The 25,721-nt window shown below is 64.5% G+C and carries 21 protein-coding genes and 2 tRNA genes; 14 read left to right on the plus strand and 9 right to left on the minus strand.

Translation table 11 applies throughout. The features are described 5' to 3' along the window. Positions 1–18 precede the first annotated feature (18 nt). Positions 19–3,678 (plus strand): type VI secretion system membrane subunit TssM, encoded by a 3,660-nt coding sequence (tssM, locus tag ASD87_RS11910; protein WP_200952187.1) that lies wholly within the window; start codon positions 19–21, stop codon positions 3,676–3,678. Between the two features lie 8 nt (positions 3,679–3,686). On the opposite strand, the gene ASD87_RS11915 is transcribed toward tssM, so the two are convergent. Beyond that, entirely contained in the window at positions 3,687–4,352 is a 666-nt protein-coding gene (locus ASD87_RS11915; protein ID WP_056321492.1) for an SOS response-associated peptidase, read from the minus strand. A 563-nt stretch (positions 4,353–4,915) separates the two neighbouring features. Here ASD87_RS11915 and ASD87_RS11920 point away from each other — a divergent pair. The 4 genes from ASD87_RS11920 to ASD87_RS11935 all read left to right on the plus strand — a co-directional run bounded on the left by ASD87_RS11920 (position 4,916) and on the right by ASD87_RS11935 (position 9,181). Further along, positions 4,916–5,830 carry a LysR family transcriptional regulator gene (locus ASD87_RS11920; RefSeq protein WP_056321494.1) on the plus strand — a complete coding sequence of 305 codons (915 nt, stop codon included), beginning with the start codon at positions 4,916–4,918 and terminating at the stop codon, positions 5,828–5,830. Between the two features lie 173 nt (positions 5,831–6,003). After that, positions 6,004–7,212 (plus strand): CaiB/BaiF CoA-transferase family protein, encoded by a 1,209-nt coding sequence (locus tag ASD87_RS11925; protein WP_056321496.1) that lies wholly within the window; start codon positions 6,004–6,006, stop codon positions 7,210–7,212. A 75-nt stretch (positions 7,213–7,287) separates the two neighbouring features. Then, complete coding sequence (locus ASD87_RS11930; RefSeq protein ID WP_056321498.1) at positions 7,288–8,247, plus strand: tripartite tricarboxylate transporter substrate binding protein; 960 nt, start codon at positions 7,288–7,290, stop codon at positions 8,245–8,247. A gap of 16 nt (positions 8,248–8,263) precedes the next feature. Next, entirely contained in the window at positions 8,264–9,181 is a 918-nt protein-coding gene (locus ASD87_RS11935) for a hydroxymethylglutaryl-CoA lyase (protein WP_056321501.1), read from the plus strand. A gap of 1 nt (position 9,182) precedes the next feature. On the opposite strand, the gene ASD87_RS11940 is transcribed toward ASD87_RS11935, so the two are convergent. The 8 genes from ASD87_RS11940 to ASD87_RS11975 all read right to left on the minus strand — a co-directional run bounded on the left by ASD87_RS11940 (position 9,183) and on the right by ASD87_RS11975 (position 16,291). Continuing rightward, the gene (locus tag ASD87_RS11940; protein ID WP_056321504.1) at positions 9,183–9,620 is read right to left on the minus strand and encodes a universal stress protein; all 438 of its coding nucleotides are present in this window, start codon (positions 9,618–9,620) and stop codon (positions 9,183–9,185) included. A 121-nt stretch (positions 9,621–9,741) separates the two neighbouring features. Next, positions 9,742–11,685, minus strand: a complete 1,944-nt coding sequence (locus ASD87_RS11945) for a hypothetical protein (RefSeq protein WP_056321506.1) — start codon at positions 11,683–11,685, stop codon at positions 9,742–9,744. A gap of 95 nt (positions 11,686–11,780) precedes the next feature. After that, a complete protein-coding gene (locus tag ASD87_RS11950; protein ID WP_056321508.1) occupies positions 11,781–13,826 on the minus strand; it encodes a hypothetical protein in 2,046 nt (681 codons plus the stop codon). 9 nt (positions 13,827–13,835) lie between these two features. Next, positions 13,836–14,168, minus strand: a complete 333-nt coding sequence (locus ASD87_RS11955) for a DUF2304 domain-containing protein (protein WP_056321511.1) — start codon at positions 14,166–14,168, stop codon at positions 13,836–13,838. Continuing rightward, complete coding sequence (locus ASD87_RS11960) at positions 14,165–14,854, minus strand: glycosyltransferase family 2 protein (RefSeq protein WP_056321515.1); 690 nt, start codon at positions 14,852–14,854, stop codon at positions 14,165–14,167. Before ASD87_RS11960 ends, ASD87_RS11955 begins: the two co-directional genes overlap by 4 nt. Positions 14,855–14,857: 3 nt before the next feature. Then, positions 14,858–15,109: a hypothetical protein gene (locus tag ASD87_RS11965; protein ID WP_056321516.1), complete on the minus strand. Its 252-nt coding sequence runs from the start codon at positions 15,107–15,109 to the stop codon at positions 14,858–14,860. Continuing rightward, on the minus strand, positions 15,106–15,915 hold the full coding sequence (locus ASD87_RS11970; RefSeq protein WP_056321519.1) for a class I SAM-dependent methyltransferase: 810 nt from the start codon (positions 15,913–15,915) through the stop codon (positions 15,106–15,108). Before ASD87_RS11970 ends, ASD87_RS11965 begins: the two co-directional genes overlap by 4 nt. A 288-nt stretch (positions 15,916–16,203) precedes the next feature. Next, positions 16,204–16,291, minus strand: a tRNA-Ser gene (locus ASD87_RS11975). A 165-nt stretch (positions 16,292–16,456) separates the two neighbouring features. Here ASD87_RS11975 and ASD87_RS11980 point away from each other — a divergent pair. The 9 genes from ASD87_RS11980 to ASD87_RS12020 all read left to right on the plus strand — a co-directional run bounded on the left by ASD87_RS11980 (position 16,457) and on the right by ASD87_RS12020 (position 25,704). Beyond that, positions 16,457–17,434, plus strand: coding sequence for an NAD(P)H-quinone oxidoreductase (locus tag ASD87_RS11980; RefSeq protein ID WP_056321520.1), 978 nt, complete (start codon positions 16,457–16,459; stop codon positions 17,432–17,434). Positions 17,435–17,586: 152 nt separating this feature from the next. Continuing rightward, complete coding sequence (tpiA, locus tag ASD87_RS11985) at positions 17,587–18,333, plus strand: triose-phosphate isomerase (protein WP_056321524.1); 747 nt, start codon at positions 17,587–17,589, stop codon at positions 18,331–18,333. Between the two features lie 21 nt (positions 18,334–18,354). Beyond that, positions 18,355–18,837 carry a preprotein translocase subunit SecG gene (gene secG, locus ASD87_RS11990; RefSeq protein ID WP_056321526.1) on the plus strand — a complete coding sequence of 161 codons (483 nt, stop codon included), beginning with the start codon at positions 18,355–18,357 and terminating at the stop codon, positions 18,835–18,837. A gap of 77 nt (positions 18,838–18,914) precedes the next feature. Beyond that, a complete protein-coding gene (locus ASD87_RS11995; protein WP_056321530.1) occupies positions 18,915–19,856 on the plus strand; it encodes a LysR substrate-binding domain-containing protein in 942 nt (313 codons plus the stop codon). Between the two features lie 82 nt (positions 19,857–19,938). Next, positions 19,939–21,324, plus strand: coding sequence for a VOC family protein (locus ASD87_RS12000; RefSeq protein ID WP_056321532.1), 1,386 nt, complete (start codon positions 19,939–19,941; stop codon positions 21,322–21,324). Beyond that, on the plus strand, positions 21,321–22,514 hold the full coding sequence (locus ASD87_RS12005; RefSeq protein ID WP_056321535.1) for an alpha-hydroxy acid oxidase: 1,194 nt from the start codon (positions 21,321–21,323) through the stop codon (positions 22,512–22,514). The genes ASD87_RS12000 and ASD87_RS12005 overlap by 4 nt, the downstream gene beginning before the upstream one ends. 84 nt (positions 22,515–22,598) lie before the next feature. Beyond that, positions 22,599–23,588 carry a tripartite tricarboxylate transporter substrate binding protein gene (locus ASD87_RS12010; RefSeq protein ID WP_056321538.1) on the plus strand — a complete coding sequence of 330 codons (990 nt, stop codon included), beginning with the start codon at positions 22,599–22,601 and terminating at the stop codon, positions 23,586–23,588. 140 nt (positions 23,589–23,728) lie between these two features. Then, positions 23,729–23,813 (plus strand) — tRNA-Leu (locus tag ASD87_RS12015). A gap of 403 nt (positions 23,814–24,216) precedes the next feature. After that, positions 24,217–25,704 (plus strand): hypothetical protein, encoded by a 1,488-nt coding sequence (locus ASD87_RS12020; RefSeq protein ID WP_056321541.1) that lies wholly within the window; start codon positions 24,217–24,219, stop codon positions 25,702–25,704. Positions 25,705–25,721 lie beyond the last annotated feature (17 nt).

The raw sequence follows: 25,721 nt of genomic DNA on the forward strand, positions 1-25,721 counted from the left end.
AAGCGATTTGGCGGGCCGGTGCTGCGCCAGTTCAAGAGTGCGATGCCGGTGCTGGTGCTGTTGGGCGTGCTGTTCGTGTTGATCGGAATCTGGTGGCTTGGCCCCTCACTAAGCTGGAACGGCCGCCGTCCGCTGGACGAGGCGCCGGCCAGACTGCTGGCCATGCTCGCGGTCCTGATGTTGCCGCTGATCGTTTGGCTGGCCGCGTTGCGCCGACGCAACCGTCGGCTGGAGACCGAACGCGAGCAGGCGGGGCAACGCCAGGAGGACCCGGCATTGCGGTTCGTCCAGGCGCAGGAGCGTGCGCTCGACGCGAGTCTTGCTGCCTTGCGGGCCAATCTGGACGGCCGCAATGCCCTGTACGCGCTGCCCTGGTATCTGGTTCTGGGACAACAGAACTCGGGCAAGACCAGCTTCATCAACCGGTCGGGTCAGCGATTTTCGCTGACGGGGGAGATCAAGTCGGGCAGCGTGCGCGCGCCGGCAGATCCGGACCTGGCCTATGGCATCGATTGGTGGATGGGCGGCGAGGCAGTGTTGATCGACCCGCCTGGGGAGCTGATCAGCCAGATCGAAACGGCAGACGAGGAGGCCCCTGCAAACGGGGAATTGGGCCAGGACGCCCGCGCCGACGGTGCCGCCAAGCCTGGCAAGCACTGGCCCGCCGGCCTGCACGGGCGCCTGTGGGAAGGCCTTATCGACTGGCTTGGCCGCAACCGCAGCCGGCGGCCGCTCAATGGCGTGGTGCTGATGGTCGATCTGGTGACATTGCTGAACCAGAAGGCGAGCGACCGCAAGGCGCTGGCGATCCTTTTGCGAACGCGCCTGAGCGAACTGAGCCGGCACCTGGGTACGCGCCCGCCGCTGTATGTGGTGTTGAGCAAGTTCGATCTGTTGGCTGGATTCGAGCCGTTTTTCTCACGCCTGCCGCGCGCGGTGCGCGAAGAGATCTTCGGGTTCACGTTCACGCTTGATTCCGTGAAGCAGTACGACGCATGGCTCGAGGAACTGGCTAGCCGCTATGACGGCTTCATCGCCCGGTTGAACGAACGCGTGTTCGACGCGCTGGCGGATGCCAACGCATTGGAAACCCGGGAAGCGCTGTTTTCACTTGTCGGCCAACTGGCCGGCATGCGCCCCGTGCTGCTGGGCTTTCTGGCAGAGGTGCTGGGCAGCGATCGCTACACGACGCCGGCGCTGCCGCGTGGTGTGTACTTTTCTTCCGTCTATCAGCAAGGATTGCTCTGCAACGCCTTCATCAATGCTGCGTCGCAATCATATGGACTGGCAGAACCGCTGGCGGACACCCAACCGGCCGGCCACTCCGTGGTCTATTTTGCGCAGCGGGTCTTCCAGCGCATCATCTATCCCGAAGCAGGTCTGGCTGGCGACAACCTGAAGGTGCTGGCCGCCAAGCGTCGCGTTTTGCGGTTGGGATTCGCCGTGGCGGCGCTGGGCAGCCTTGTGTTGATCGGTGGCTGGTATCGCTACTACGACATCAATCGCGATCTTGCGACGCGGGTGCTGGAGCGCAGCCGGGACTTCAGTGCTTTCCAGATTGATGGCAGCGCTGATCCGACGGGCCGAAACTTGCTGGCGCCGCTGGACCAGATCCGTAGCGCGGTTTCGGTGTTTGGCGACTATCGCGAAGCATGGCCGGTGGTGTCGGACCTCGGGCTCTACCAAGGCCGCAAGATCGGCCCGAAGGTCGATGAAGCGTACCTGCAGCTGCTGTCGCGGCGGTTTCTGCCCGAACTGGCCGGGGGGGTAATGCAAGCCGTCAATGCGGCGCCGGCCGGCAGCGACGAGCAGTTGGCGGCGCTGCGCGTTTACCGGATGATCGAGGATATCGACAATCGCCGCGCGCCCGTCGTGCAGGATTGGATGAGCACACGATGGCAGGCGGCGTTTCCGGGCGACGGGGATGTGCAGAACGGGCTGATGCGCCATCTGGCCTATGCCATGAAGTACGCCCGCACCGATCTGCCGGCGCATCGCGACCGCGTGGCGCAGATCCAGGCCCGGCTGCGGCAGGTCCCCATGCCTCAGCGCGTATACATGAGCATGCGTGAGCAGGCCGGCAAGGCCTTGCAATCGCCGCTGGACCTGCGCAATGAGGTCGGTCCCGCTTTCGACATCGTTTACCGGACCGCGGACGCCGGCAACGCCGCTGGTCCGGATACGCGAATCGCCGCCCTGCTTACCGCGCGCGGTTACCAGAGGTACTTTGAGCCGCGCAGCGAGGACTTCACCGACCTGGCGCTCATCGATCAATGGACGTTGGGCGAGCGCGCGCGCATCGAGTATTCCGAAGCCGACAAACAGGCGCTCGCCATCCGGGTTCGCGCGATCTACAACCGCGACTACATCGACACGTGGCAGCGCAGCTTGAATCGTCTGGAAGTGGCTGACTTTGACGACATTGCCCAGGCGGTGAGCGTGCTGGGCAGCGTCATCAGCCCTGCAGCCCCCTTGCGGCGGCTGGTGGAGACGGTACGCGACAACACCAGCCTGCATCCTTTGGATGCGCGCATACCGCAGGACAAGCCGGATGCCGAGGGGGCAACTCCCGCCCGCGTGGCCAAGGACCAGCAGATTGCCGCCATCGCGCGTCCCTTCCGTCCATTGACCGATGTGCTGCGCGCAACGGAACTTAAACCTTCGTATCTGGACGAGAGCATCGCTGCCGTGGCTCGGGTCCATGACGTTGTGAAGAGCGTGCAGGACAGCCCGGACCCGGGCAAGGCGGCCCTCAGCGTGGTGCTGGAGCGATTCACGCTGAAGGGCGAGGATCCCATCGGCAACCTTCAGCGCATTGCCGCGGGTATGCCGGAGCCGCTCAACCGGCAGGTGAAAAAGCTGGCGGATGAATCGTCGCAGGTTCTCGTGATCGAGGCGCTCAAAGAGCTGGAACGGCGCTGGAATACCGAGGTCTATCGCTTTTACGACGAACGTTTGGCCAACCGCTATCCGTTCAATCCGGCGGGCCGGACCGACGCGTCGCTCGAGGATTTCACCGCCATGTTTGGGCCGCAAGGACGGCTGGCCCAATTCAAGGAGCAATACCTGAAGCTGTTTCTGGAAGACAACCTCGAGGCGTTGCATTCCGAGCGGCACGGAGGCTATCTGGTGCGCATGGACGTCCTTGAACAGCTGGAAGCCGCAAACCGGATCCAGGATGCGTTTTTCAATAGCCGGGGGGCGTTGAGCGTTCAGTTCAGCGTGGAGCCCTTGGGACTGGCGGCAACGCGGCGAAGCAGCGTTCTGAGCGTGGAGGGCCAGTTGATCTCCTACAGCCATGGGGCGGCCAACAGCGTCGTGCTGATCTGGCCCAACAGCTTGGGCGCCAACACGGAAAGCCGCGTCACATTGGTGCGCAGCAACGGCACCAGCAGCACGCTTGCGTATCGGGGGCCTTGGTCGTTGTTCCGTCTGTTGAGCCAGGCCCGGCTGGACAGCGCCAACGCGACCAGCGTGGACCTGAGCTTCAGCGCCAGCGATGGTGCGATGCGTTACCGGGTATCTGCTGAAAAGTCCCACAATCCATTCACACACGCGCTCTTCGAGGGATTCGCGCTGCCTCGGACCCTGTTGGCGGACCTGCCGCGCAAGGGGAAGGCCGTTGCCGTCGTGAATGCCCGGGAGGCCAACGGAAGGTCCGCATCGCTCAAGCGCTGAGTTGGCGCTCAACCCAGCGGCGTGGCCGTCAGCTGTTCCGCCGGAAACGGGACCAGCATTTCGCGGCTTCGCTCCGCTGCGGCGGTCAGCCATTCGCCGTATGCGCCCTCAGGCAGGATCACCACCATGCGCTTTTCCGTGCCGGGTTGGTGGTAGCGGCTGAACAGGGGATCGAGGTCGGCGTTGATGGTGAGCATGGTGTAGGTCTCGTGCCATTGCCCCGCCGCATCGCGATACCTGTCCCACAGTCCTGCGATGCCCATGGGCTTGCCGTCGGCGCGGGTGAAGCGGGTGGCCACGGCCTTGCCGGAGGTCCAGTCGGGTTCGAAGATCGCGTCGGCGGGGATGATGCAGCGTTGCGCGCGGCGCCAGGCGTTGCCGAAGGTATAGGACGCGGCGGCCGTCTCGGCGCGGGCGTTGAAGGTGGACAGCTTGCTGGCGCGGTCCAGGCCGCCCGTGCGGGTCATGGCGCTGATCAAGCCCCAGCGGCCGGTGACCGCCTCGCGTTCCGGGACGGCATCGTCGCCCGCGTCGTGTTCGGGCGGGCGGCGCACGAACAGCCCTTCATAACGAGGCCACATGTCGTACTTGCCGATGGCGGCGGGTTTGCGGCGCACGCCGAACTTTTGCAGCAGCAGTTCGGCGTCTTTCAACGTCTGATAGTGCGAACACATGGACGGCTCCCCGGACTATCGGGCGGCGCGCTGGGAGCGCGTCTCGAAGTCCTAGCTTGCCGCGCCGGTGCGCGGTTTGTCCAGTGCGGGGGTGATGCGAGGGGTGGTGCCCGAGACCGGAATCGAACCGGTACGGCCGCGAGGCCGAGGGATTTTCTTACCACTTCGGCTTTCGCCGCCAGCACAGGCTTGCTGTTCGTGGTCTGGAGCACGCCTTCACCATAGCCTCGCCGGCCTTAGGTGCCCGCCGTCTGCTCTCTACACCTTCCCCGGTTGGCCACCGGGGCTTGGCTCGGCATTAGCGCGGACGGGGTCCAGGGCCTTCACCGAGTTTGACGGGCTACACCTTTGGAGTTTCCTCCAAAGGGCTCAAATTTGTTCAAGTCCCTTGTGTCTACCAATTTCACCACTCGGGCGATGCGCGGTCCGCTTGGGGCCGGCAGCGGGCGAGACTATACCATCTAGACCGCATGGCCGCGCGCGCGGCGGCGAATTGTTGCCGCGGCCGCGCGCGGGTAAACCCCGATCCCTGCGGGCCCGGACTCCGGACGACACTTTGCGCCATGAAACCCAGTCCGCCCGCCCCGCCATCCCGCGACATCGACCCCGTTTCCCTGCGCCTGTTCCTGGCCGCTTTGGAAGAGGGCAGCCTGGCGCGCGCCGCCGCCCGTGAAAACATCGTGCCGTCCGCAGTCAGCAAGCGCATGTCGGAGATGGAGGACGCGTTTGGCGTGCCGCTGCTCGAGCGCGGCGTGAAGGGCGTGCAGCCGACGCCGGCGGGCGATGCGCTGGCCGCGCATGTGCGCCGCGTGCTGGAAGACATGGACCGCATGCACCGCGACATGGCGGGATTCGCGACCGGGGTGCGCGGGCATATCCGGCTCGCGGTCAGTTTCGCGGCCCTGTCGGGTGACCTGCCGGCGCAGATCCAGTCTTTTCGCCGCGCGAACCCGCAGATCGACATCTCGTTGGAAGAGGACACCACGCAGACCGCCTTTCGTGCCGTGCTGGAAGGGCAGGCGGACGTGGCGGCGGGATCGGACTTCGGCCATGACGGTCTGCAGGTATTTCCCTTTGGCCATTGCGAACTGGCGGCGGTGGTGCCCGGCCGGCACCTGCTGGCCGATCGCGAGACGCTGGGGTACGCGCAATTGCTGCCGTTCGAATTGATCGAGCTGAACCGGGACAACGGCATCAGCAGCGTGTTCGACCAGGCCGCGCGCGACGCGGGCGTGTCGCGCCGCATCAGCGCGCGGGTCAGTTCGCACGAGACCATCTGCCTGCTGGTGGCGCGCGGCATGGGCGTGGCCGTGGTGCCGCATTACCTGAAGGCGCGGTTGGCGCACCTGGACATCCGCTTCATTCCGCTGGAGGGGCCCTGGTCCAGCACGCCGCTGTGCGTCGCGGTGCGGGATCCGGACGCCTTGTCGCCGGCCGCCCGTGCGCTGCTGGCGCATCTGGGCGTGCTGGGCAGCTGACGGGCGTATCAGGGGTAACCCGGACGTTCCCAAACGAGAATGCCCCCGTGCTGAAAGACCGCTACCCGCCCTGGCCGCCCGCCCGCGATCATGCAGGCAGGCGGGCGGCGGCGGGCGAGTGTCCCTGACCGCCGCCGCGCTTCCATCGAACAGGCTGGCAAGAGGAACCCGAGATGACAGCAGCACCGGCTTCACCCTTCATGGACAGCACCGAACTGCCCCTGCGCGGCATCAAGGTCCTGGAACTGTCCCACATGATCATGGGGCCGGCCGCCGGCCTGTCGCTGGCGGACCTGGGCGCCGACGTCATCAAGGTGGAACCCATCGATGGCGACCGCACGCGCCGCCTGAAGGGATCCGGCAGTGGCTACTTTCCCGTCTTCAACCGCAACAAGCAGAGCCTGGCGATCGACTTGAAGTCGCCGGAGGGGCAGGAGGTCGTGCGCAAGCTGGCGCTTCAGACCGACATGATCGTGGAGAACTTCCGCGATGGCAGCCTGGCGCAGTACGGACTGGATTATGAATCGCTGTCGGCCGAGAACCCGGGGCTGATCTATGTGTCGCTCAAGGGCTTTCTGTCCGGTCCCTACAAGCACCGCACGGCGCTGGACGAGGTGGTGCAGATGATGGGCGGGCTGGCCTACATCAACGGCGGCGCGGACACGCCGCAGCGGGTGGCGGCGTCGGTCAACGACATCCTGGGCGGCACGTTCGGGGTGGTGGGCGCGCTTGCCGCGCTGCACGACCGCCACGCGACGGGCCGCGGACGCCATGTCCGGTCCGGGCTCTTTGAAAACAATCTTCTACTCGTTGCGCAGTTCATCGCGCAGTTCCAGCTGACGGGAACGGCGCCCAAACCCATGGGCGCGGAGCGCAAGCCGCCATGGGGCGTGTACGACGTCTTCGAGACGGCGGATGGCCGCGTGTTCGTCGCGGTGGTGGGCGATGCGCAATGGCGCAACTTCGCGCAGAAATTCCTGCCGCCCGAGTGGGCCGCGGACCCGCGCCTGGCGACCGCCGTCGATCGCGAAGCCGCGCGGTCGTGGCTGGTGCCGGGCGTGGGCGAGGTCCTGAAGGCCTGGAAGACCGACGACCTGTGCGCCGCGCTGGAAGAGGCCAACCTGTCGTATGGCCCGATCCGCCAGCCGCACGACCTGCTCGACGATGCGCACTTGAACGCTGGCGGGGCGCTCTTGAAAACGCGGCTGCCGGACGGCGGCGAAATCTCGGCCGCCGCGCTGCCCATCGAGTTCGACGGCCGCAAGGCGGGCAAGCGGTTCGATCCGCCCACGCAGGGCGCGCAGACTCACGCGATCCTGCAGGGTCTGGGGCTGGATGCCGCGCGCATCGACGCGTTGCGCGCTTCGGGAGTGATTGCATGAACGACGGGCAGTAGCGCCCGATCCCTGTCGAGGCGGCGCCAGACCGCCAAGACATCCATCAAAGAGGAGACAACCATGATCCGCAAACTCGTTGCGCTGGCCGCATTGGCCGTGGCATGTGCTGCAAACGCGCAGGACTATCCCAGCAAGCCCATCCGCATCATCATCCCGTCCACGCCAGGCGGCGGCACCGACTACATCGGCCGCCTGATGAGCACCAAGCTGCACGAGCTGAACGGCTGGGCGGTGGTGCCCGAGAACAAACCTGGTGCTGGCACCGCGCTGGGCCTGGCGGAGGCCGCGCGGTCGCCCGCGCAGGGCTACGACCTGGTGATCGGCCAGTCCGACAACGTCACGCTGATTCCGCTGCTGATGAAAGTGGCCTACGACCCCGTCAAGGACCTGACGCCCGTGGCGCTGGTGGCCACCACGCCGATGGTGCTGCTGGTGGCCGAGGGATCGCCCTACAAGACGCTGCCCGAGGTGATCGAGGCGGCCAGGAAGGAACCCAACAAGATCTCGTATGGCACGTCGGGCACGGGCGGCGGCGTGCACATCGCCATGGAGATGCTGCAGCACGAAGCCGGCTTCAAGATGCAGCACGTGCCCTACAAAGGGTCCGCCCCGGCGTTAGCCGACCTGATGGGCGGCCATTTGCAGTTCGCGGGTTCGTCGATTTCCTCGGCGGCCACGCTGATCAAGTCCGGCAAGGTGCGCGCGCTGGCGGTGACTTCGCCCAAGCGCAATCCCGCCTTGCCCGACGTGCCGACCGTGGCCGAGCTGGGCTACAAGGATTTCAGCGTGGTGACCTACTACGGCGTGCTTGCCCCGGCCAAGACGCCGGACGCCATCGTGGCGCGCTTGAACACCGACTTCAACAAGCTGCTTGCCCGGCAGGACGTGAAGGACGCGCTGGCGGCACAGGGACTGGAGACCGATCCGGTGTCCAGCGCGCAGTTTGCGGCGCTGATCCAGTCGGACATCGGCAAGGCGCGGCAAACCATCAAGAGCGCCGGCATCGTCATTCAGCAATAGCATCACGGGAACGCATATGAACCAGGAAGTCAGGCTTTGCGAGGTCGGGCCGCGCGACGGACTGCAGATGGCCAACGGCATGATGGCGGGCGCCGACAAGTTGCGCTGGATCCGGCAGTTGGCCGACGCCGGCCTGCGAGAGATCGAGGTGGGCAGCTTCGTGTCGCCACGCCTCGTGCCGCAGATGGCGGACACCGGCGACATCCTGCCCGAGGTCCTGAAGATCGATGGGCTGACAGTATGTGCGCTGGCCTGCAACCTGAAGGGCGCGATCGCGGCGTATGAGGCGGGCGCGCATGTGCTGGCGTTTCCGGTGTCGGTCAGCGACACGCATAGCCGCGCCAACGTCGGCAAGGGCACCGACGCGCAGGTCGACATGCTGGCCGCCATCGTCGACTGGGTTCGCGCACAGGCGCGGCCCATGCGCATCGACGCGGCCGTTGCCACGGCGTTCGGTTGTTCGATGGAAGGAGAGGTGCCGGTGCGGCGCGTGGCGGACGTGGCGCAAGCCGTGGCGCGGGCCGGCGCCGACGAAATCGCCCTGGCCGATACCGTGGGCTATGCCCATCCCGGGCGGGTGCGCGAGGCGGTGCGGGCCGCGCAGGACGCGGTCGGGGCACGGCTGACCAAGCTGCATCTGCACGACACGATGGGGTTGGGTCTGGCCAACGCGCTGGCGGGGCTGGACGAAGGCATCCGCGCCTTCGATTCCTGCCTGGGCGGACTGGGGGGATGCCCGTTCGCGCCGGGGGCGTCGGGCAACATCGTCACGGAAGATCTGGTGTTCATGCTGGAAAGCATGGGCTTTCGAACCGGCGTCGACCTGTCCCGCCTGCTGGCGGCGCGCCCGCTCCTGGCCGATTCACTGCCGCAGGAAAGACTGCGCAGCGGCGTGGCCGCCGCTGGCATTCCCAAGACCTACGCGGCGGCGTAGCTCAGCGATACACCAGCACCGGAAGCGTGCTGTGCGCCAGCACCTTCTGGGTCTGGCTGCCCAGCAGCAGCGCGGCCACGCCGCCGCGGCCGTGCGAGGACATGGCGATCAGGTCGCAATTGCGCGTCATGGCCACGTCCACGATCACCTGGTACGGCGACTCGCTTTCGCGCATTTCCGTGACGCAGGCCACCCCCGTGGTGCTTGCCTTGCCGGCGGCTTCGGACAAGTAGGAACTGGCCAGTTCGCGCGCCTGGTTTTCGTAGACGCCGCGCATGCCTTCGAGCTGCACGGTTTCCATGGAAGGCATCTGGAAAGGGCTGTACACGGTCAGGACCGTGACGCTGGCGCCCAACTCGCGGGCAAGCGCAAGCGCTTGCTCCAGGCCGGAATTGGCCAGGCTGGATCCGTCGATGGGGATGAGTATGTGCTTGTACATGGCAACCTCCAGGGGATGAGGCGCGACGCCTTCTTGAAGGAAAGGTGTAGCAAGAAAGGCGCACCGGCAGGTCCCATCCTACTACTGCTCGGAAGTCGTGACATCCCGGATTGGCGAGAGGTCACGCGCCGGCGGATCCATCTTGCGGCCGGGCGAACGCCAGCGTGCTGAGCAACAGCATCATCAACACTGCGGGATACGTGTAGCGGTAAGCGGGGAACGGTATCACCATCAGCAGCAGGAGAATCGATGCAACGGGCACAACGGCTGCCATCAGCACTCCGGGGTCTCGCGTCCGCGCGACAAACATGAACACGATGAAAAATCCCGCAAGCAACGGAAGGGCGGGTTTCCAGAATAGCCAGAACCAACTTGCCATCTCCGTCTGACTCTTATATTGCTCGATGGCCTCGGTCAGCGAGGGGATCAGACTTCGATGCGGGCCGGCGAGGGGCAGAAATCTGCTTTCCTGATCATCGAAACCCAAAGCGGCGGTCGTCTGAAATGGCAATTGGCCCACGCCGGTATGCCAGATCATTTTTGTGATGCATATTTGCCTGTCCAGCAGGATCTTTGGGTGTGCCAACAGGATCCTGCCGACAGCCTTGGCCAAATCAAGCTGGTGATTCCATAGGAACGCCAGATACGCCTCCCTGTCCAGCTGGATGTTCTGCGAAACCGAAGTTTGTGTCGTATCCGTCATGTAGCAATCGAAATCTGCCCAGGCTTCGCGAGGGGCCAATCGATAGAAAAGGGCGGAATCCTCTGCATCAATGGAAACGCCACTGGCGACCGACGCGGCAAATAGATGGTAGATGTACAGGTTGGCGAACAGGCGCGGCGGTCTATCTTGTATTTCTTCAACACCGCTTTGAGCAAGGAAGGCTCGGCGCTCCGCCTTTGCCAGCATGGACAGGGCGTTGGGTATTGCAATGGCCAGCGCCACGAAGACCACGCCGGCCACGACTGCGCCGTTCGCGGTGTGCCGGCGGTACAGCAAGATCACGACGAATAGCATCGCGAGCATGATGGCGGGCATGACATTGCCGCGCATGAGACTCGCCATCAGCGCCGAACAGACGATCGAGGTCAACAAGAACGCCGGCACGCGCGCGCCGCGTTGCGTGCGAAAGGCGGCCATGAGCGCCCAGCTGAAAAAGAGGAGGCCTACTGCGCTGATGGCATCCTTGCCAAGATTGGTGAAAAAGAGCGGGTATTGCGGCGTGAATGCCAGGATAAGTGCCGCTGCAGCGGCGCACCAGAGGGGGACGCCGCGAAAGCGCAGTTCACGCAGAACCAGCGCAACCGCGAGCGCGGCAGACACGCCCTGCACGGCCACCAGCAACGCGGGTGATGTGTCTATCCACGTGAATAGCCGCATCAGGTATGTCGCGGCGTAGCCAAGCGGCTCGGAAAGATCGCCGCCCAAGGCGGCCTGTACCCATTGGAGCGCAGCGTCATACCCCACGTTGGCTGGATAGAAGCTGACCTGCGTGGCGGCTGTAGACAGAGCAAGCGGAAGGGCCAGCCACAGCGTTTCTCGGCGTTTCGGCTTGGCCGCGGATCCTACTCCTGAAGCCGTCATCAAACGGAAGGCGACGGCGGAAGTAACCAGCAAGATCAGCGCAAATATGCCGATGCGGGCAGGCAAGCCGAAAACGGCTCGCGTGGCGGTGGAGGGCACCAAGGAATTGACGCCGCCGACCTCGATGGGGACGATAGATTCAGTGGCGCTCTGCAGCTCGATCTGATTCCGGTATCCCGCGCTATCGCTCAAGATGGCGGCGCTGGGCTGAGCATAGCGAAGCAACCCAAAGAGGATGGGCTCATCCGCGGTTCTTATCACTAGGGGCGGCGCACCCGCCTCGGCGCTGAATGTGACGGAGTCTAGGGCGCGCGTTTCCGTCCATCCCTGCTCGGGAACCGATATGGCGTCGTCCTTGCGGAGCGCATCAATCCGCAGGCCGTAGAAAACAACCTTGAGCGATCCGCTGTAGCCAGTGGCGGGAGCGACTTGAAGCCGATAGACCGGACGTTCGTAGGCCAGATCCAGGGATAGGAACATTGCGACTGCTGCCAGCAAGCTGGCCAGCCATATCCAAAGCGGCGCATTTCGCCGTGAAAGAGCGCTCCTGGGCTGCATAACGCGGCAGTGCTTCCTTACTTCAGAAAGTTAGTGTGCCCGGATGGCGGGAGTGGACGGCAAAAAACCAGCCCGCTCAGCAGCATCAGCACCAACACCGCCGGGTAGGCGTATCGGTAGGCCGGGAACGGGATCACCAGCAGCAATTGCACAATGGTCAGCACGGGCAGTAGGGCAACCATCATCACGCCTACGTCTCGGGTACGCGCGAGATACAGCCCGACGATAAAGAGGCCGAAGGCCAGCGGCAGCGCCGGCTTCCAGAAGAACCAGAACCAGCCGGGATTCTCTGTCCACTGCACGTAATCTTGGATGTTCTGGCGCAGCGAGGGCCAAGGCGTGCGACTTTCTCCGGCAAGTGGCAGGAAGCGCTTGTCGACGACGTCGTATCCCAACATCGCGGTCGCTTGGAAGGGACGGTCTCCGACGCCGATCTGCCACAACACCCGGGTTATGCAGGCTTGCCGGTCAAAGAGAAGTTTTGGGTTGTCCCGAACGATGCGCAGCACGGTTCGCGCCATGGCCGGCTGATGTGCCTGCAGGTGCGCGTTGTATTCACTTTGCGTGAAGCGAATGTTCTGGCCAAGACTGGCCATGGTCGTGTCTGTCATGTAGCAGGAGTAATTCTTCCATTTCTCCCGCGGAATGATGGCGAAAAAGGGCTTCGCCTCGTCGTCCGAAACGGCGACGTTGTTGGCCATGGCGGCGCTGAACAAATGATAGAGGTAAAGGTTGGTGAAAACGCCGAGCGGCAGGTCGGCGTTGGGCAGAATGCGTACCCGCTCGACCGGCCGCTGGTATTGCTCCACCTCCTGTGCCGCCAGCGCCGCGAGTGCCTTGGGAACAACCAGTGCGACGACGAGAAATACCGCGCCGGCCGCGAGCAGACGGTAGGCGCGGCTGCGCCAGAACAACCAGGCCAGGGCGACGGCCAGGGCCACCAGAATGACGGGCATGACGTTATTGCGCATCAGACCCGCAAACAATCCCGAGGCGACAGCCGCGGCCAAAACGCCCCACGGCGGCAACTGCTTCTTCGTCTGGCGAAACAGATTCAGCACCGCCCAGGAAAAAAACAGGATGCCCGTCACGCAGAGCGGGTCCTTGCCCAGATTGGTGAAGAACGAGAAGTACTGCGGCGTGATGGCGAGGGCCGTGGCCACCGCCAGACTGGCAGGCAATGACAATCCACGGTGGCGCAATTCGCGCAGAACCAGCGCCATGCCAAACGCTGCGAAAACCGCCTGGATGGCAATCAACGGCAACGGAGAGCTGCTCATCCATGCGAACGCGCGCATGAGATACGTGGTGGGGTAGCCCAGGGGCTCGAACAATTCACCGCGGCCGGCCGCCTGAACCCACTGGATCGAGCCGTCGTAGCTGACGTTGCCGGGCAGGAAGGCAATCAGGGTTGCGCCCGACGTGATCAGAAAAGGCAGTGCACAGAATGCGACTTCAAGCCGTCGCGGGCTGGGCCGCGGCATTTCATCGGCGATGGCAGGCCGCGTCATCTGCCAGGTGATTGCCGTCAGCAGGATCAGAATTGCCGCGGCGGCGAAGATCCGGATCGTCACGCCGAAGCGGGGGGCCTCGCTGCTGGCTGCAACGGAAGAGAGGGCGCCGCCAATGACTAACGTGGACAAGGTTTCCCTGTCTGCGCGCAGGGCGATCAAGCGCCGGTCGCCGGCGCCGTTGTTCACCGTGGCCGAACCGCCGTTGGCGTGATGCACAAACGTCAGAATGACCGGGTTGTTCCGCGCCACGACTTCAATGGGGGCGGCGGGCGCCTGCGCCGTCATGACCGTCGAGTCCGAGCCTCGGGTGATTTGCCAACCGTTTGCGGGCACGGTCAGAATTCCGCGCGACAGATAGGAATCGAAGTCGTTGCCGTAGAGCGCTACGGTGACGCTGCCTTCCGGCGATGCGGAGGGCGATATCCAGACGCGATATTCCGGTTGCAACGCCCCCAGGTTCAACGACAGGTAAATGAGCGTTGCAGACACAAGCACCGCCAGCCAATGACCCGCGGTGACGTGCTGCCAAGCTGACTGCTTGGTAGCCATGACGGTTGTTCAGTCCAACGTTTTGCGGCCAACGCGTGCGTTTTGCAGCGCGACATAGCGTGCAAGACTGGTAATGGCGCGATGCTGGGAATTGAGGTGGCGTGCGAGAAGAATCAGCGCGTTGATGATCGCTACCAGGAGCAGAATGATGAAAAAGTCCAGGCCCCGGCCGATGCCGAAGAAATGAGCGATCTCCGAGGTGATCTCAGGATTCCAGACGAAGTAGATCCCCACCAGATAAGACAGACACAGCAACATGCAGATCCAGGTCGGCCGAATGAATGCAAAGCTGTAAACCGCCATGAACAAAAATACCGCGGTGAGCAAGATGCTGAAAATCATTTGGAAACTCTCCCCATCAGCAATTCCATCAGAATGCGGATGGCATTTGAGCTGCGCTGCCCCTTTCTGATGGAATATTCCGTATAGGCGATCGTCACTGGGTGCTCGATATAGCGCACTTTATGGGACGCGATATGTTCGAGAATTTCTGATGCGTGCGCCATCCGGTTCTGTTTGAACTTGAACTCTTCGCAGAATTTGCGGGTCAGGGCGCGAAAACCGTTGTGCACATCGGTCAGGCGAATTCGCGCAGTGATGCGCGTGTACAGCAGGGCGCTGGTCAGCACTAGCTTGCGGGAAAACGGGACATTGGTTTTGGTGCCCAAGAACCGGCTGCCCAGAACGGCATCGACGCCGCTCGCCTTGAGTGCGGCAAGCATGGGCAGGATTTCGCGGGCGTCGTGCTGGCCATCGGCGTCAAACGTCACGATGTAATCGGCTTGCTGACGCAGGGCATATTCGATCCCGGTCTGCAGCGCGGCGCCCTGACCGAGGTTGATGGGATGCGAGAGGACGTGAGCGCCTGCGGCCAGGGCAGCTTGGGCGGTCGCGTCGGCCGAGCAGTCATCGCAAACGACCACGTTCCCGACATACGGGAGCACGCCCGCGATGGTGTTGGCGATGACGCTGCCTTCGTTGAATGCAGCAATCACGACCCATACGTTGTCTTGGCAATTTGTCGCCATGACTCACTCCGTGCCCAAGATGATCAGCCCGACTCCGATAACGGCCAGACTGATGATCGTAAAGGGATAGCGGCGGGAAAGCGGGATAAACGCCAGCAGGCAAACCCAGAAAACCAGCACGACGCCATAGCTGGCCGCGCCGAGCAGGAATGTCCAATCCGATGCCAGCGACGAGAGGCGCGAAAACGGTCCTTGGTGTTCGGTCGGCACTTGGCGCTGCGCCGAAGACCCGAGCAGGATGTGGACTGCCTTCACGCTGCCTCCCGTTTTCGGAACACCAGGCGCATCGCGTCAAACAGATTCACGGGCAGACCCATGCGGTGCGTCCACGTCGGCAGCGTGGGTCGCACCGAAACATACCGGAGCAGTTGGTACACGATCAAACCAATCGGCACCTTTTTCCAGGGGTGATCCATGTGGACCAAGTCCAGTCCCAGGCGATCGCACAGCGACTTCAAGGATTTTGGCGTGAAAAACCACAAGTGTTGGGGAGGCGTCATGAGACGCCAGTTGCTGCCGGTGGCTTTCGCGACCGCCGAGGAGAAATCTCCGGTCGTCATGAGCAGCAATCCTCCCGGCTTCAACGTGCCGGATGCCGCCTCAAGCGAAGCCACTGGATCAGGCAAGTGTTCAATGACGTCCAGCAGGACCACGACGTCCGCGTCAGAGAAGCGGGACAGCGCCTCTCTGGATACTTCTCCGTGGTAAACCTTGTCGTGCCCTCGGGCATTGCAGCTTTCGACAGCCTCTTCACACAGTTCGACGCCGCCTACCTCGTAGGAGGATGCCTTGGCCACGTCTAGAAAATAGCCATAAGCGCAGCCCAGCTCGATCAGGCGCCCGCTGCCCGCGCCCAGCCTTTTCAGCAGCGCGATGTCCTGCTTGAACTGTGTACGCAGCACGTCGCCAGCCTGGACATAATTGGAATACCCGTCCTCGCGTCCTCCATTGAAGTACGAGGAATCGTAATAGGTGGCGGCATCGAACTGCTCGGGTTCCGCCTTGCCTGCGCCGCATCCCCGGCACCGGTAGATGGGAATTCCTGCCTTGTGATAGGCCAATTCAAACGCGGAAGTTGTCTGGCACAGAGGGCACGCAGGCGCTGTAGGCATGGGGATAGTCAGATTTTCAGAAGGACGGAATGTTGAGCAATGCTGCCGCTAATGCGTCGCCACGCCCGTGGCAGCGCTAAAAAACGCAGCGATTCGCTCGCTCGCGGAGCTAGCGGTCGAGCAGCCCGGCGCATGTGTTGGCTCAGAGTGCTCAGCAGTTGCTGATCAAGGCCTTATGAAACGCAGCATTCAGCGGCTAGGTGTTGCACATGGAACATCCGCTACAACAAATGCTTTTGGCGGAGGCGGTGAGATTCGAACTCACGAACGGTTGCCCGTTGCCGGTTTTCAAGACCGGTGCAATCGACCACTCTGCCACACCTCCCGACGTAACCATTCAGGCCAGAGCCCAACATTATCGGCTGACCTGTCCTGCTTTTGCCGACATTTTGCGATACTGCGGCCGCCAGGCAAACATTCTGTCCGATCGATACCACGGTATGCCGCAAAGGGCGCAATAATAATCCATTTGCTGCAAAGGAGGCACGCGATGCACGCTGTTGAAATCACCCGCCCCGGCGGCCCCGAGGTCCTCGTCTCCGTGGAACGTCCCACGCCCGAGGCCGGCGCCGGCGAAGTTCTGATCAAAGTGACCGCGGCGGGCATCAACCGCCCTGACGTGTTCCAGCGCAAGGGCAACTATGCCCCGCCGCGTGGCGCGTCCGATCTGCCGGGCCTGGAAGTGGCTGGCGAGATCGTTGGCGGCGACGTGGCTGGCAGCGGTTTTGCCGTGGGCGACAAGGTCTGCGCCCTGGTGGCCGGCGGCGGCTATGCCGAATATTGCGTTGCGCCCGTGGCGCAGTGCCTGCCGATTCCCAAGGGCTTGTCCGACATCGAGGCCGCGGGCCTGCCCGAGACGTATTTCACGGTGTGGAGCAACGTGTTCGACCGCGGCCGCCTGTCCGAGGGCGAGGCGCTGCTGGTTCACGGCGGCGCGAGCGGCATCGGTACCACGGCCATCCAGCTGGCGCGTGCGATGGGGCATAAGGTGTATGCGACCGTCGGCAGCGATGATCGCGCACGCGCCGTCGAGGCGTTGGGCGCCGACAAGGGCATCAACTACAAGACGCAGGATTTCGTGAAGGAAGTGCTGGACGCCACCGGCGGACGCGGCGTGGACGTGATCCTGGACATGGTGGCCGGCGACTACATCGCCCGCGACATGCAGTGCCTGGCCGATGACGGCCGCATCGTCATCATTGCGCAGCTGGGCGGCTCGCACGCCAATGTGGATACCGCCCAGGTCATGCGCCGCCGCCTGACCATCACCGGCTCGACCTTGCGTCCCCGTCCGGTGGCTTTCAAGGGCACCATCGCGCGTGCCCTGCGCGAGCACGCCTGGCCGTTGTTGGAAAAAGGGGCCATCAAGCCCATCGTCCATGCCACCTTCCCGCTGGCCGAGGCCTCCAAGGCGCACGCCATGATGGAAGGCGGGGAAAACATCGGCAAAATCATCCTGACCATGTAAGAAACGCGCGGCGTTCGGCGTATCGCCGCGCAACAGGATACAATCTCGGGTTTCGCCTGGAATTTTTTCCAGGCAGGCCCGTGGGCGGTTGCTGCACAAAGCCCCTGTAACAGGTCCTCCCACCTCAGACCCAATCGTCAGACAAATTCGCCATGACTTCAGTCGAAAATCGCGCCCGCCTCGTGCTGGGCAACTGGAAGATGCACGGCAATCTCGCCGAGAACGCCGCGTTGCTGACCGAGCTTCGTGCCGCGGATGCGGCGGGCCACTGCGAAATCGGCATCTGCGTTCCGTTTCCCTACCTGGCGCAGGCCGCGTCGGCCCTGACCGGCAGCAGCGTGTCCTGGGGCGCGCAGGACGTCAGCGCGCACGACAAGGGTGCGTACACGGGTGAAGTCTCCGGTTCGATGCTGAAAGAGTTCGGCTGCCGCTGGGCGCTGGCCGGCCACTCCGAGCGTCGCGTCCTGCACGGCGAAACCGACGAGATCGTGGCCGCCAAAGCGCAGGCCGCGCTGGCCGCCGGCCTGACGCCCGTGGTCTGCGTGGGCGAATCCCTGGCTGACCGCGAAGCCGGCAACACGCTGGCCGTGATCGAACGGCAGCTCAAGCCCGTGCTGGCGCTGGGCGCCGACGCCGTCTCGCGCATGGTTCTCGCTTACGAACCCGTCTGGGCCATCGGCACCGGCCGCACGGCCTCGCCGGAGCAGGCCCAGGAAGTCCATGGCGCCATCCGCGCCGCCCTGCGCGCGCTCGGCGCGGCGCAGGTTCAGGTGTTGTACGGCGGCAGCGTCAAGGCCGCCAACGCCTCCAGTTTGTTCGCCATGACTGATATCGACGGAGCCCTGGTCGGCGGCGCGTCGCTCGTGGCCGAAGAGTTTTTGCGAATTGCCGCCATCTAAGTTTCCGTTCCGGAGTCTGTAATGCCCCTGATGCTCAAAATTCTGCTGGCCGTCCAAGTGATCTCGGCGCTGGCTATCATCGTCCTGGTCCTGCTTCAGCAGGGCAAAGGCGCCGACATGGGCTCCGCTTTCGGTAGCGGCTCGTCGGGCAGCCTGTTCGGCGCCACTGGCGCGGCGAACTTCCTGTCGCGCGCCACCAAGTGGTCCGCGGTCGTGTTCTTTGCCTCCACCGCTGGCCTGGCTTACTTCAGCCACAAGGGCACCAGCGGTCCCGCCGTGGATTCCGGCGTGATGCAGAGCTTCCCGGCCGACCGTTCGGTTCCGCAGGCCCCGGGCGCCTCGGTGCCGGCCACGCCGGGCGCATCGTCCGTGCCGGGCGCGTCGTCGGTGCCTGCCACCCCGGCTCCCGCCGCGCCCGACGCCTCCGTGCCCGCGGCCCCGGCCACGCCGGCTGCGCCTGCCGCTGAAAAGCCGGCGCAAGCGCCCGCCGCTCCGGCAAAGTAAGGGACTGCAGCAGAAAGGCCGGCGCAAGCCGGCTTTTTTTATGCTTGCGATATTGAAGCGATCCGCGTGGGGAAACCATGGAAAAGCGATTGATGCCGTCGATGATGGCGCTCCAGTGTTTCGAGGCGGTGGCGCGGCACATGAGCGTCACGCGTGCCGCCGAAGAGCTGCACATGACGCAAAGCGCGATCAGCAAGCAGATTGCGCAGCTTGAGGCGTTGCTGCGCAATCCGCTCTTCCTGCGCGTGCGCCGCCGGCTGCAACTGACGCCCGCCGGCGCGCTGTACCAATCCGAGGTTAGGACCATCCTGAACCAGGTGGACATGTCCTCGCGGTACATCCTGACCTACGGCAGTGAAACGCAGGTGCTGACGATCGGCACCCAGCCCACCTTCGGCTCGCGCTGGCTCATCCCGCGGCTGCAGCGTTTCATGGCCGCGCATCCGGATATCCAGGTCAAGGTGCGCAGCGAAACCCGCCCGTTCGACCTGATGCAGGCCAAGATCGACATCTCGTTCTTCTTTGGCCACGGCACGTTGCCCGGCGCGCAGTGCCTGGAGCTCTTCGAGGCCGACGTCGTGCCGGTGTGCGCGCCCGGGTTCCTGCGCGGCGGCCGGATCGCCAGCCTGGACGACCTGAGCCAACAGACGCTGATCCAGTGCGCCTCGCGTCCCGAAGCGTGGCACGACTATTTCTCGCATCAGCAGTTTCAATCGGACAGCAGCTATCACGGTCCGCGGTTCGACACCTTCTACATGTGCGTGCGGGCGGCCGAGGGCGGCTGCGGCATCGCGCTCACGCCGCGTCTGCTGGCCGAGGAAGAGCTGCAAGCCGGCAAGCTGGTCATTCCGTGGGGCTACGTGCAGCCCAGTGACGGCGCGTACTTTGTGGCGTATTCCGAACACTCCGCCGAGGTGCCCAAGATCAAGCAGTTCGTCGCGTGGGTGCGCGACGAGGCGCGCCAGCAGGAGGCGCGGGGCGGCACGCGCGGGCAATCCATGAAAAAACGGACTGATTAAGCCGATTTTTTTCATTTGATCGAGCCCCGGCGGGCATGATCTCATGCGGGCCATCCTTGTTTACCGATGTGCCGAGCCCGCCATGAGTCAGAATTTCGTCAATCCCGATCAGATCCGCGCCTGGTTTTCGCGCGCCATGTCCGACATGTACAAGCAGGAAGTTCCGCTGTACGACACCCTGCTGGACCTTGTGGCGCAGGTCAATGCGCGGACGATGTCCGAGCAGCCGGAACTGGCCGCGCAACTGGCGCGCACGGGCGAGATCGAGCGCCTGGACATCGAGCGCCACGGTGCGATCCGCGTCGGTACGCCCGAGGAACTGGCGAACATGCGCCGCGTGTTTGCCGTGATGGGCATGCAGCCGGTCGGCTACTACGATCTGTCGCCTGCTGGCGTGCCCGTGCATTCGACGGCCTTTCGCGCCACGCACGAGGCAGCGCTGCAGGTCAGCCCGTTCCGCGTTTTCACGTCGCTGCTGCGGCTGGAGCTGATCGATGACGTGGCGCTGCGCGAGAAGGCCTCCCGCATCCTGGCGGCGCGCCAGATCTTCACGGACCGCGCGCTGGCGCTGACCGCCCGCTTTGAGGCGGAAGGCGGCCTCACCGAGGCCGACGCGCGCGAGTTTGTCGCCGAGGCGCTGCATACCTTCCGCTGGCACAGCGAGTCCACGGTCAGCCTGGACGACTACCGCGAGCTGCACGGCCAGCATCGCCTGATCGCCGACGTGGTGGCGTTCAAGGGTCCGCACATCAATCACCTGACTCCGCGCACGCTGGACATCGACGAAGCGCAGGCCGAGATGCCGCGGCGCGGCGTGTCGGCCAAGGCCGTCATCGAAGGCCCGCCGCCGCGCAAGTGCCCGATCCTGCTGCGTCAGACCAGCTTCAAGGCGCTGGAAGAGCCCGTGCGTTTTGCGGGCGCCGACGGCACCAGTGCGGTGGGCAGCCACACGGCCCGCTTTGGCGAGATCGAGCAGCGTGGCGTGGCGCTGACCCGCAAGGGCCGCGCGCTGTACGACCAGTTGCTGGATCTGGCCCGCAGCCGCATCAGCGGTGCGCCCAACGAAGGCAACGCGGCGGCGTACATGCAGAACCTGAAGGATTGCTTTGCGGCATTTCCCGACAACTACGCGGCGTTGCATGACCAGGGGCTGGCGTACTTCCGCTACTTCCTGACGGGTAAGGCCGGCACGCCGGAGACCTCCGAGTTGTCCGCCTTGATCGACGCGGGGTTCATCCAATACGAACCGCTGGTGTATGAAGACTTCCTGCCGGTCAGCGCGGCCGGCATCTTCCAGTCGAACCTGGGCGACAAGGCGCAGGCCGAGTACGCGCAGAATGCCAGCCAGACGGCATTTGAAGCCGCGCTGGGCGCTCGCGTGCTGGACGAGCTGGCCCTTTACGACGACACGCAGGCGCGCTCGCTCGAGGCCTGCCTGCAGGCGCTCGCCGCGCCCGTGGACGCATGAGCCGGCTGGATCGCTGCCTGTCGGTGGGTGACTTCGAACGCGAGGCGCGGCGCATCATGCCGCGCTGCGTCGAAGGCTACGTCTGCGGCGGCACGGAAGACGGCGCGTCGCTGGCCGAAAGCGTACGCGCCCCGCGCGACATCGGCTTTCGGCCGCGCGGCCTGCGCGTGGTGGACCAGCGCAGCAGCCAGGTCAGCCTGTTTGGCGAGGACTACGCCATGCCGGTGGGGTTCGCGCCGACCGGCTTCTCGGCCATCGTCATGCACGAATGCGATCTGGCGCTGGCGCGCGTGGCCCAGGAGACGCGGATTCCGTTCATCATCAGCGGCGCCTCCAGCGTGCCGCTCGAACGCCTGCAGGCGGCGACCGGCAACCGCTGCTGGTACCAGGCCTATCTGCCGGGCAACATTGATCGCATCGGCAAGCTGCTGGCGCGGCTGCGCGCCGCCAGCATTCCGGTGCTGGTGGTCACCATCGACACCTGCGTGGGCGCCAACCGCGAGAACCTGCAACGGCTGGCCTTCACCGTCCCGTTCAAGATGAGCGGACGCGTCGTGCTGGACGGCATGCTGCATCCGCGCTGGACGCTGAACGTCTTCATGCGCACGCTGCTGGGCAGCGGGGTGCCCCGGTTTTCGAACCTGTACGAAGAGATCGGCCCGCCCATCACGCAGGACCCGCCCAACGGCTTTCGCGGCGAGCGCGACAAGCTGTCGTGGGAACACATCCGCTGGATCCGCGAGAACTGGCCGGGCAAGCTGGTGCTAAAGGGCGTCATGCACCCCGACGATGCGCGGATGGCGCATGCGGCGGGCGCGGACGGCGTGATCGTGTCGAACCACGGCGGCCGCCAGCTCGACGGCTGCATTTCGCCGCTGCAGGCATTGCAAGATGTGGTGGCCGCGGTGCCCGAAGGCTATCCCGTGATGGTCGACGGGGGCTTCCGGCGCGGCGCCGACGTGCTCAAGGCCGTGGCCCTGGGCGCGCGAATGGTGTTCACCGGCCGCCCGCAGCTCTTTGGCGCGGCGGTGGCGGGCGCCGCCGGCATCCGCAAGGTCGCGCGGATCTTTCACAGCGAGATTTCCACGAACATGGCGCTGCTGGGCTGCGGCACGCTTGCCGACGTCACCCCGGACCTGATCGCGCCCGTGCAAGCGGCCGGACCCTGGCGTTCCCGGCCGGCCGACTGATTCCCACCGGGCCGGACGGCCCGGACAACAACAAGAAATGGCGCGGCGTAACGTCGCGCCTCACCGCTTTCAACAGGAGGAAACATGAAAAAAATCTATTCCAAGCTGGCTGGCGTTGCCGCGGCGCTCGCGTGTGTCCTGGGCGGCCCCGCCCAGGCCCAGGCAAACGGCTATCCCACCAAGCCCGTGAGGCTGGTGGTGGGCTACGCGCCGGGAGGCACGACCGACATCAGCGCCCGCATGATCGCGGACGTGCTGGGCAAGGAATTCGGCCAGACCTTCGTGGTCGAGAACAAGCCGGGCGCCAACAGCAACATCGGCGCCGAGACCGTCGCCCGCGCGCAGCCGGACGGCTACACGTTCTTCGTGGGGTCCATCTCCACGGCGATCAACCAGTCGCTGTATTCCAAGATGTCCTATGACGCGCTCAAGGACCTGGACGCGGTCGCGCTGCTGAACGTGGTGCCCAACATCCTCGCGGTCAACGCGAACGTGCCGGTCAAGACCGTGCAGGAATACATCGAGTACGCCAAGAAGAATCCCGGCAAGCTGACCTGCGCCTCGCCCGGCAACGGTTCGTCCGCCCACCTGGGCTGCGAGCTCTTCAAGATGAAGACCGGCATCGACATCCTGCACGTTCCGTACCGCGGCAGCGGTCCGGCCGTGGCCGACCTGCTGGGCGGCCAGGTGGACTCAATCTTCGACAACCTGCCGCCGCTCCTGCCGCACGTGCGCGCCGGCAAACTGACGGGCCTGGCCGTCACCACCGCCAGCCGCGTGCCGTTCGCGCCCGAAATCCCGACCATCGCCGAGTCCGGCGTGCCGGGCTTTGACGTGGCGGCCTGGTTTGGCCTGTTCGCGCCCGCCGGCACCCCGCCGGAGATCGTGCAGAAGGTCAACGCTGCCATCAACAAGGCCCTGACCTCCGATTCGGCGCTGGCCGCCAGCTACCAGACCAACGGCTTTTTGCTTCCCCCGCCGCCCAACACCCCGCAGGCGTTCAAGGCATTCATGGAAAGCGAAACCCGCAAGTGGGGCGACGTGGTCAAGGCGACGAATCTGCAGATCAACTGATCGGCGGGGCAGGGCGCGAGGGCAGCGATGACCCTCGCGTCAGCCGCTTCACGGATAAAGCGGGACGGCTTTCCCGCTTTCGAAATTACGTGATAGAATGCTCGACTTTCCAGCAAGGTTCGCCTTGTTGGAGTGGTCAAGCCGACGTGGTGAAATTGGTAGACACGCTATCTTGAGGGGGTAGTGGCGAAAGCTGTGCGAGTTCGAGTCTCGCCGTCGGCACCAAGAAATTCCTCGCAATGAACCCGCATCTCTCTTTGAGGATGCGGGTTTTTTGTTGTTCAGACGGCGCCGGGCTCGGCATCAAGCTCCGCCGGGCTCGGCACTCCATCGGCCGGCTCCGCCTGGCTCGGTTGCATCCCGCCGTCGTCCTCGCCGACCGCCCCGGCGACATCCCTCGATCCGCTATCCGCCTGCTCGTCCTGACGGCGCGATCCCCTTGTGACTCCCCGTCCGTTTCCCGATCTCCGCAAACCGCTCACGCCCTGGGCGTGCGCGCTGAAGACCTCTCCAACGTGTCACAAGTCGGATACAAATAAGGCTTGAAATGTGCTTAAAAATAACCATGTGTTACCATCGCACCCGATCTATGTAACCAAGTATTTGAATTAACTACAAGGAGAGCAGGATGCGCCGCATGGGGTGGGTGGGAAAGGGGGTGCTGGTTGCTGTTGCCGTGCTGTCAGGTTGCGCGGGAACGCGGACCGTAAGCGAGAAAGACGCTTCCATCCATCTCGCCGCGTCGGATTACCAGGCGTATGCCGCGCGCTACCTGGACGCGAAGGGCCAACCGACGTATGACCCGGCCAGCCTGCTGGACGCGCTGGAAGCGGGCAAGGCGTTCAACGACGCCGGCATGTGGGCCCTGAGCCGCGACGCCTTCAACGCCGCGGCCACCCAGCTCAACTGGAAGGAAGACACGGTGGAGACGCCGGCCGAAGTCGCCAACCTGATCGGCACGACCCTGACCAGCAGCGCGTTCGGCGCCTATCAGGGCAAGATCTACCAAGGCTCGCTTGTCGACTACTACCAGGCCATCAACCATCTGATGCTGGGCGACGAGAGCAATGCCCGGGTGGACTTCAACCGCTTGCAGGTCCGGCAGGGCAACGCGCAGACCCAGCTCAAGGCCTATTCCGATACCGTCAATGCGTCGGTGAAGACCGGTCTGGCCGACGAGAAGAGCGAGGGCGCCAAGAAAAGCCTGGGAGAGGTGGGCCCCAAGATCGCCGACGGCGTGAAAGATCTGCCTAGTGGATTGAAGTCGTCGAAGATCCGCCTGTCGGCTGGTGATGCCATGAGCGCCGTCTTCCGTGCGACGTCCTCGTCCACGTCCGACAAACGCTCGAACGTGTCCCGGGACATGTTGAAAAGCGCCAACGCCGCCAGCGCCACGCGCGGCGGCAATGCGGTCCTTGCCTACCTGAGCCGGGAGCTGCAGCAGGGCAAAGGCGTGTTGAAGAACAAGGTCATCGTGCTGTACGAAGACGGCGTCGGACCCGGGTTCAAGGAGTTTCGCATTGACCTGCCCCTGTTCATCGTCAGCGACAAGGTCACCTATAGCGGCATCGCGCTGCCCCAGTTTGTGCGCGGACAGGCCGCCTACGGCAGCCTGAAGGTGGGTTCGGGCAAGACGCAGCAGGAAACCGCCGTCCTGACCGACCTGAACGAAGTGGCCGGGCTGGAGTTCGATGCCGGCTACAAGGGCGTGGTGGCCAAAGCCGTGATTTCAACGGTCTTGAAGACCACCGCCCAGGCCGCTGTGAACAACCAGATCGACAAGCAGAAGGCGGATCCGCTGGTGGCCGGGCTGCTGAAGCTGGGAACCGGCGCCGTGCAGTACGCCTTGACCAAGGCGGACGTTCGCGCGTGGGCCAATCTGCCTGACACGCTGCAAATGGTGGTGGTCGACCGCCCGAAAGACGGTCTGCTGACGCTGGCCGCCGCCCAGGGCGAATCCATTGCACAGATCCCGCTGCAGGAAGACGTCAATACGCTGGTGCTGGTGAAAGCGTCCGGCACGGCGGGCAAGCCGGCTGTGTACGTGCAGCCGCTGCCGGCCCAGGCGCCGGTCACCCAAGCTGCCGCGCCGGTGAAAGTTGCCGGTGGTCTCTGACATGCGGCCGCTTGTTC

Source organism: Achromobacter sp. Root170 (assembly GCF_001428165.1).
Lineage (GTDB): Bacteria > Pseudomonadota > Gammaproteobacteria > Burkholderiales > Burkholderiaceae_B > Achromobacter > Achromobacter mucicolens.

Bases quoted from the DNA above. Each gene is read 5' to 3' on its own strand.
- ASD87_RS11925 (WP_056321496.1), top strand. From the start codon at position 6,004: ATGACAGCAGCACCGGCTTCACCCTTCATGGACAGCACCGAACTGCCC.
- ASD87_RS12000 (WP_056321532.1), top strand. From the start codon at position 19,939: ATGAGTCAGAATTTCGTCAATCCCGATCAGATCCGCGCCTGGTTTTCG.
- tpiA (WP_056321524.1), top strand. From the start codon at position 17,587: ATGACTTCAGTCGAAAATCGCGCCCGCCTCGTGCTGGGCAACTGGAAG.
- ASD87_RS11980 (WP_056321520.1), top strand. From the start codon at position 16,457: ATGCACGCTGTTGAAATCACCCGCCCCGGCGGCCCCGAGGTCCTCGTC.
- secG (WP_056321526.1), top strand. From the start codon at position 18,355: ATGCCCCTGATGCTCAAAATTCTGCTGGCCGTCCAAGTGATCTCGGCG.
- ASD87_RS11960 (WP_056321515.1), bottom strand. From the start codon at position 14,854: ATGGCGACAAATTGCCAAGACAACGTATGGGTCGTGATTGCTGCATTC.
- ASD87_RS11930 (WP_056321498.1), top strand. From the start codon at position 7,288: ATGATCCGCAAACTCGTTGCGCTGGCCGCATTGGCCGTGGCATGTGCT.
- ASD87_RS12010 (WP_056321538.1), top strand. From the start codon at position 22,599: ATGAAAAAAATCTATTCCAAGCTGGCTGGCGTTGCCGCGGCGCTCGCG.
- ASD87_RS12020 (WP_056321541.1), top strand. From the start codon at position 24,217: ATGCGCCGCATGGGGTGGGTGGGAAAGGGGGTGCTGGTTGCTGTTGCC.
- ASD87_RS11920 (WP_056321494.1), top strand. From the start codon at position 4,916: ATGAAACCCAGTCCGCCCGCCCCGCCATCCCGCGACATCGACCCCGTT.
- ASD87_RS11935 (WP_056321501.1), top strand. From the start codon at position 8,264: ATGAACCAGGAAGTCAGGCTTTGCGAGGTCGGGCCGCGCGACGGACTG.
- ASD87_RS11940 (WP_056321504.1), bottom strand. From the start codon at position 9,620: ATGTACAAGCACATACTCATCCCCATCGACGGATCCAGCCTGGCCAAT.
- ASD87_RS11995 (WP_056321530.1), top strand. From the start codon at position 18,915: ATGGAAAAGCGATTGATGCCGTCGATGATGGCGCTCCAGTGTTTCGAG.
- ASD87_RS11955 (WP_056321511.1), bottom strand. From the start codon at position 14,168: ATGATTTTCAGCATCTTGCTCACCGCGGTATTTTTGTTCATGGCGGTT.
- ASD87_RS11945 (WP_056321506.1), bottom strand. From the start codon at position 11,685: ATGTTCCTATCCCTGGATCTGGCCTACGAACGTCCGGTCTATCGGCTT.
- ASD87_RS12005 (WP_056321535.1), top strand. From the start codon at position 21,321: ATGAGCCGGCTGGATCGCTGCCTGTCGGTGGGTGACTTCGAACGCGAG.
- ASD87_RS11915 (WP_056321492.1), bottom strand. From the start codon at position 4,352: ATGTGTTCGCACTATCAGACGTTGAAAGACGCCGAACTGCTGCTGCAA.
- ASD87_RS11950 (WP_056321508.1), bottom strand. From the start codon at position 13,826: ATGGCTACCAAGCAGTCAGCTTGGCAGCACGTCACCGCGGGTCATTGG.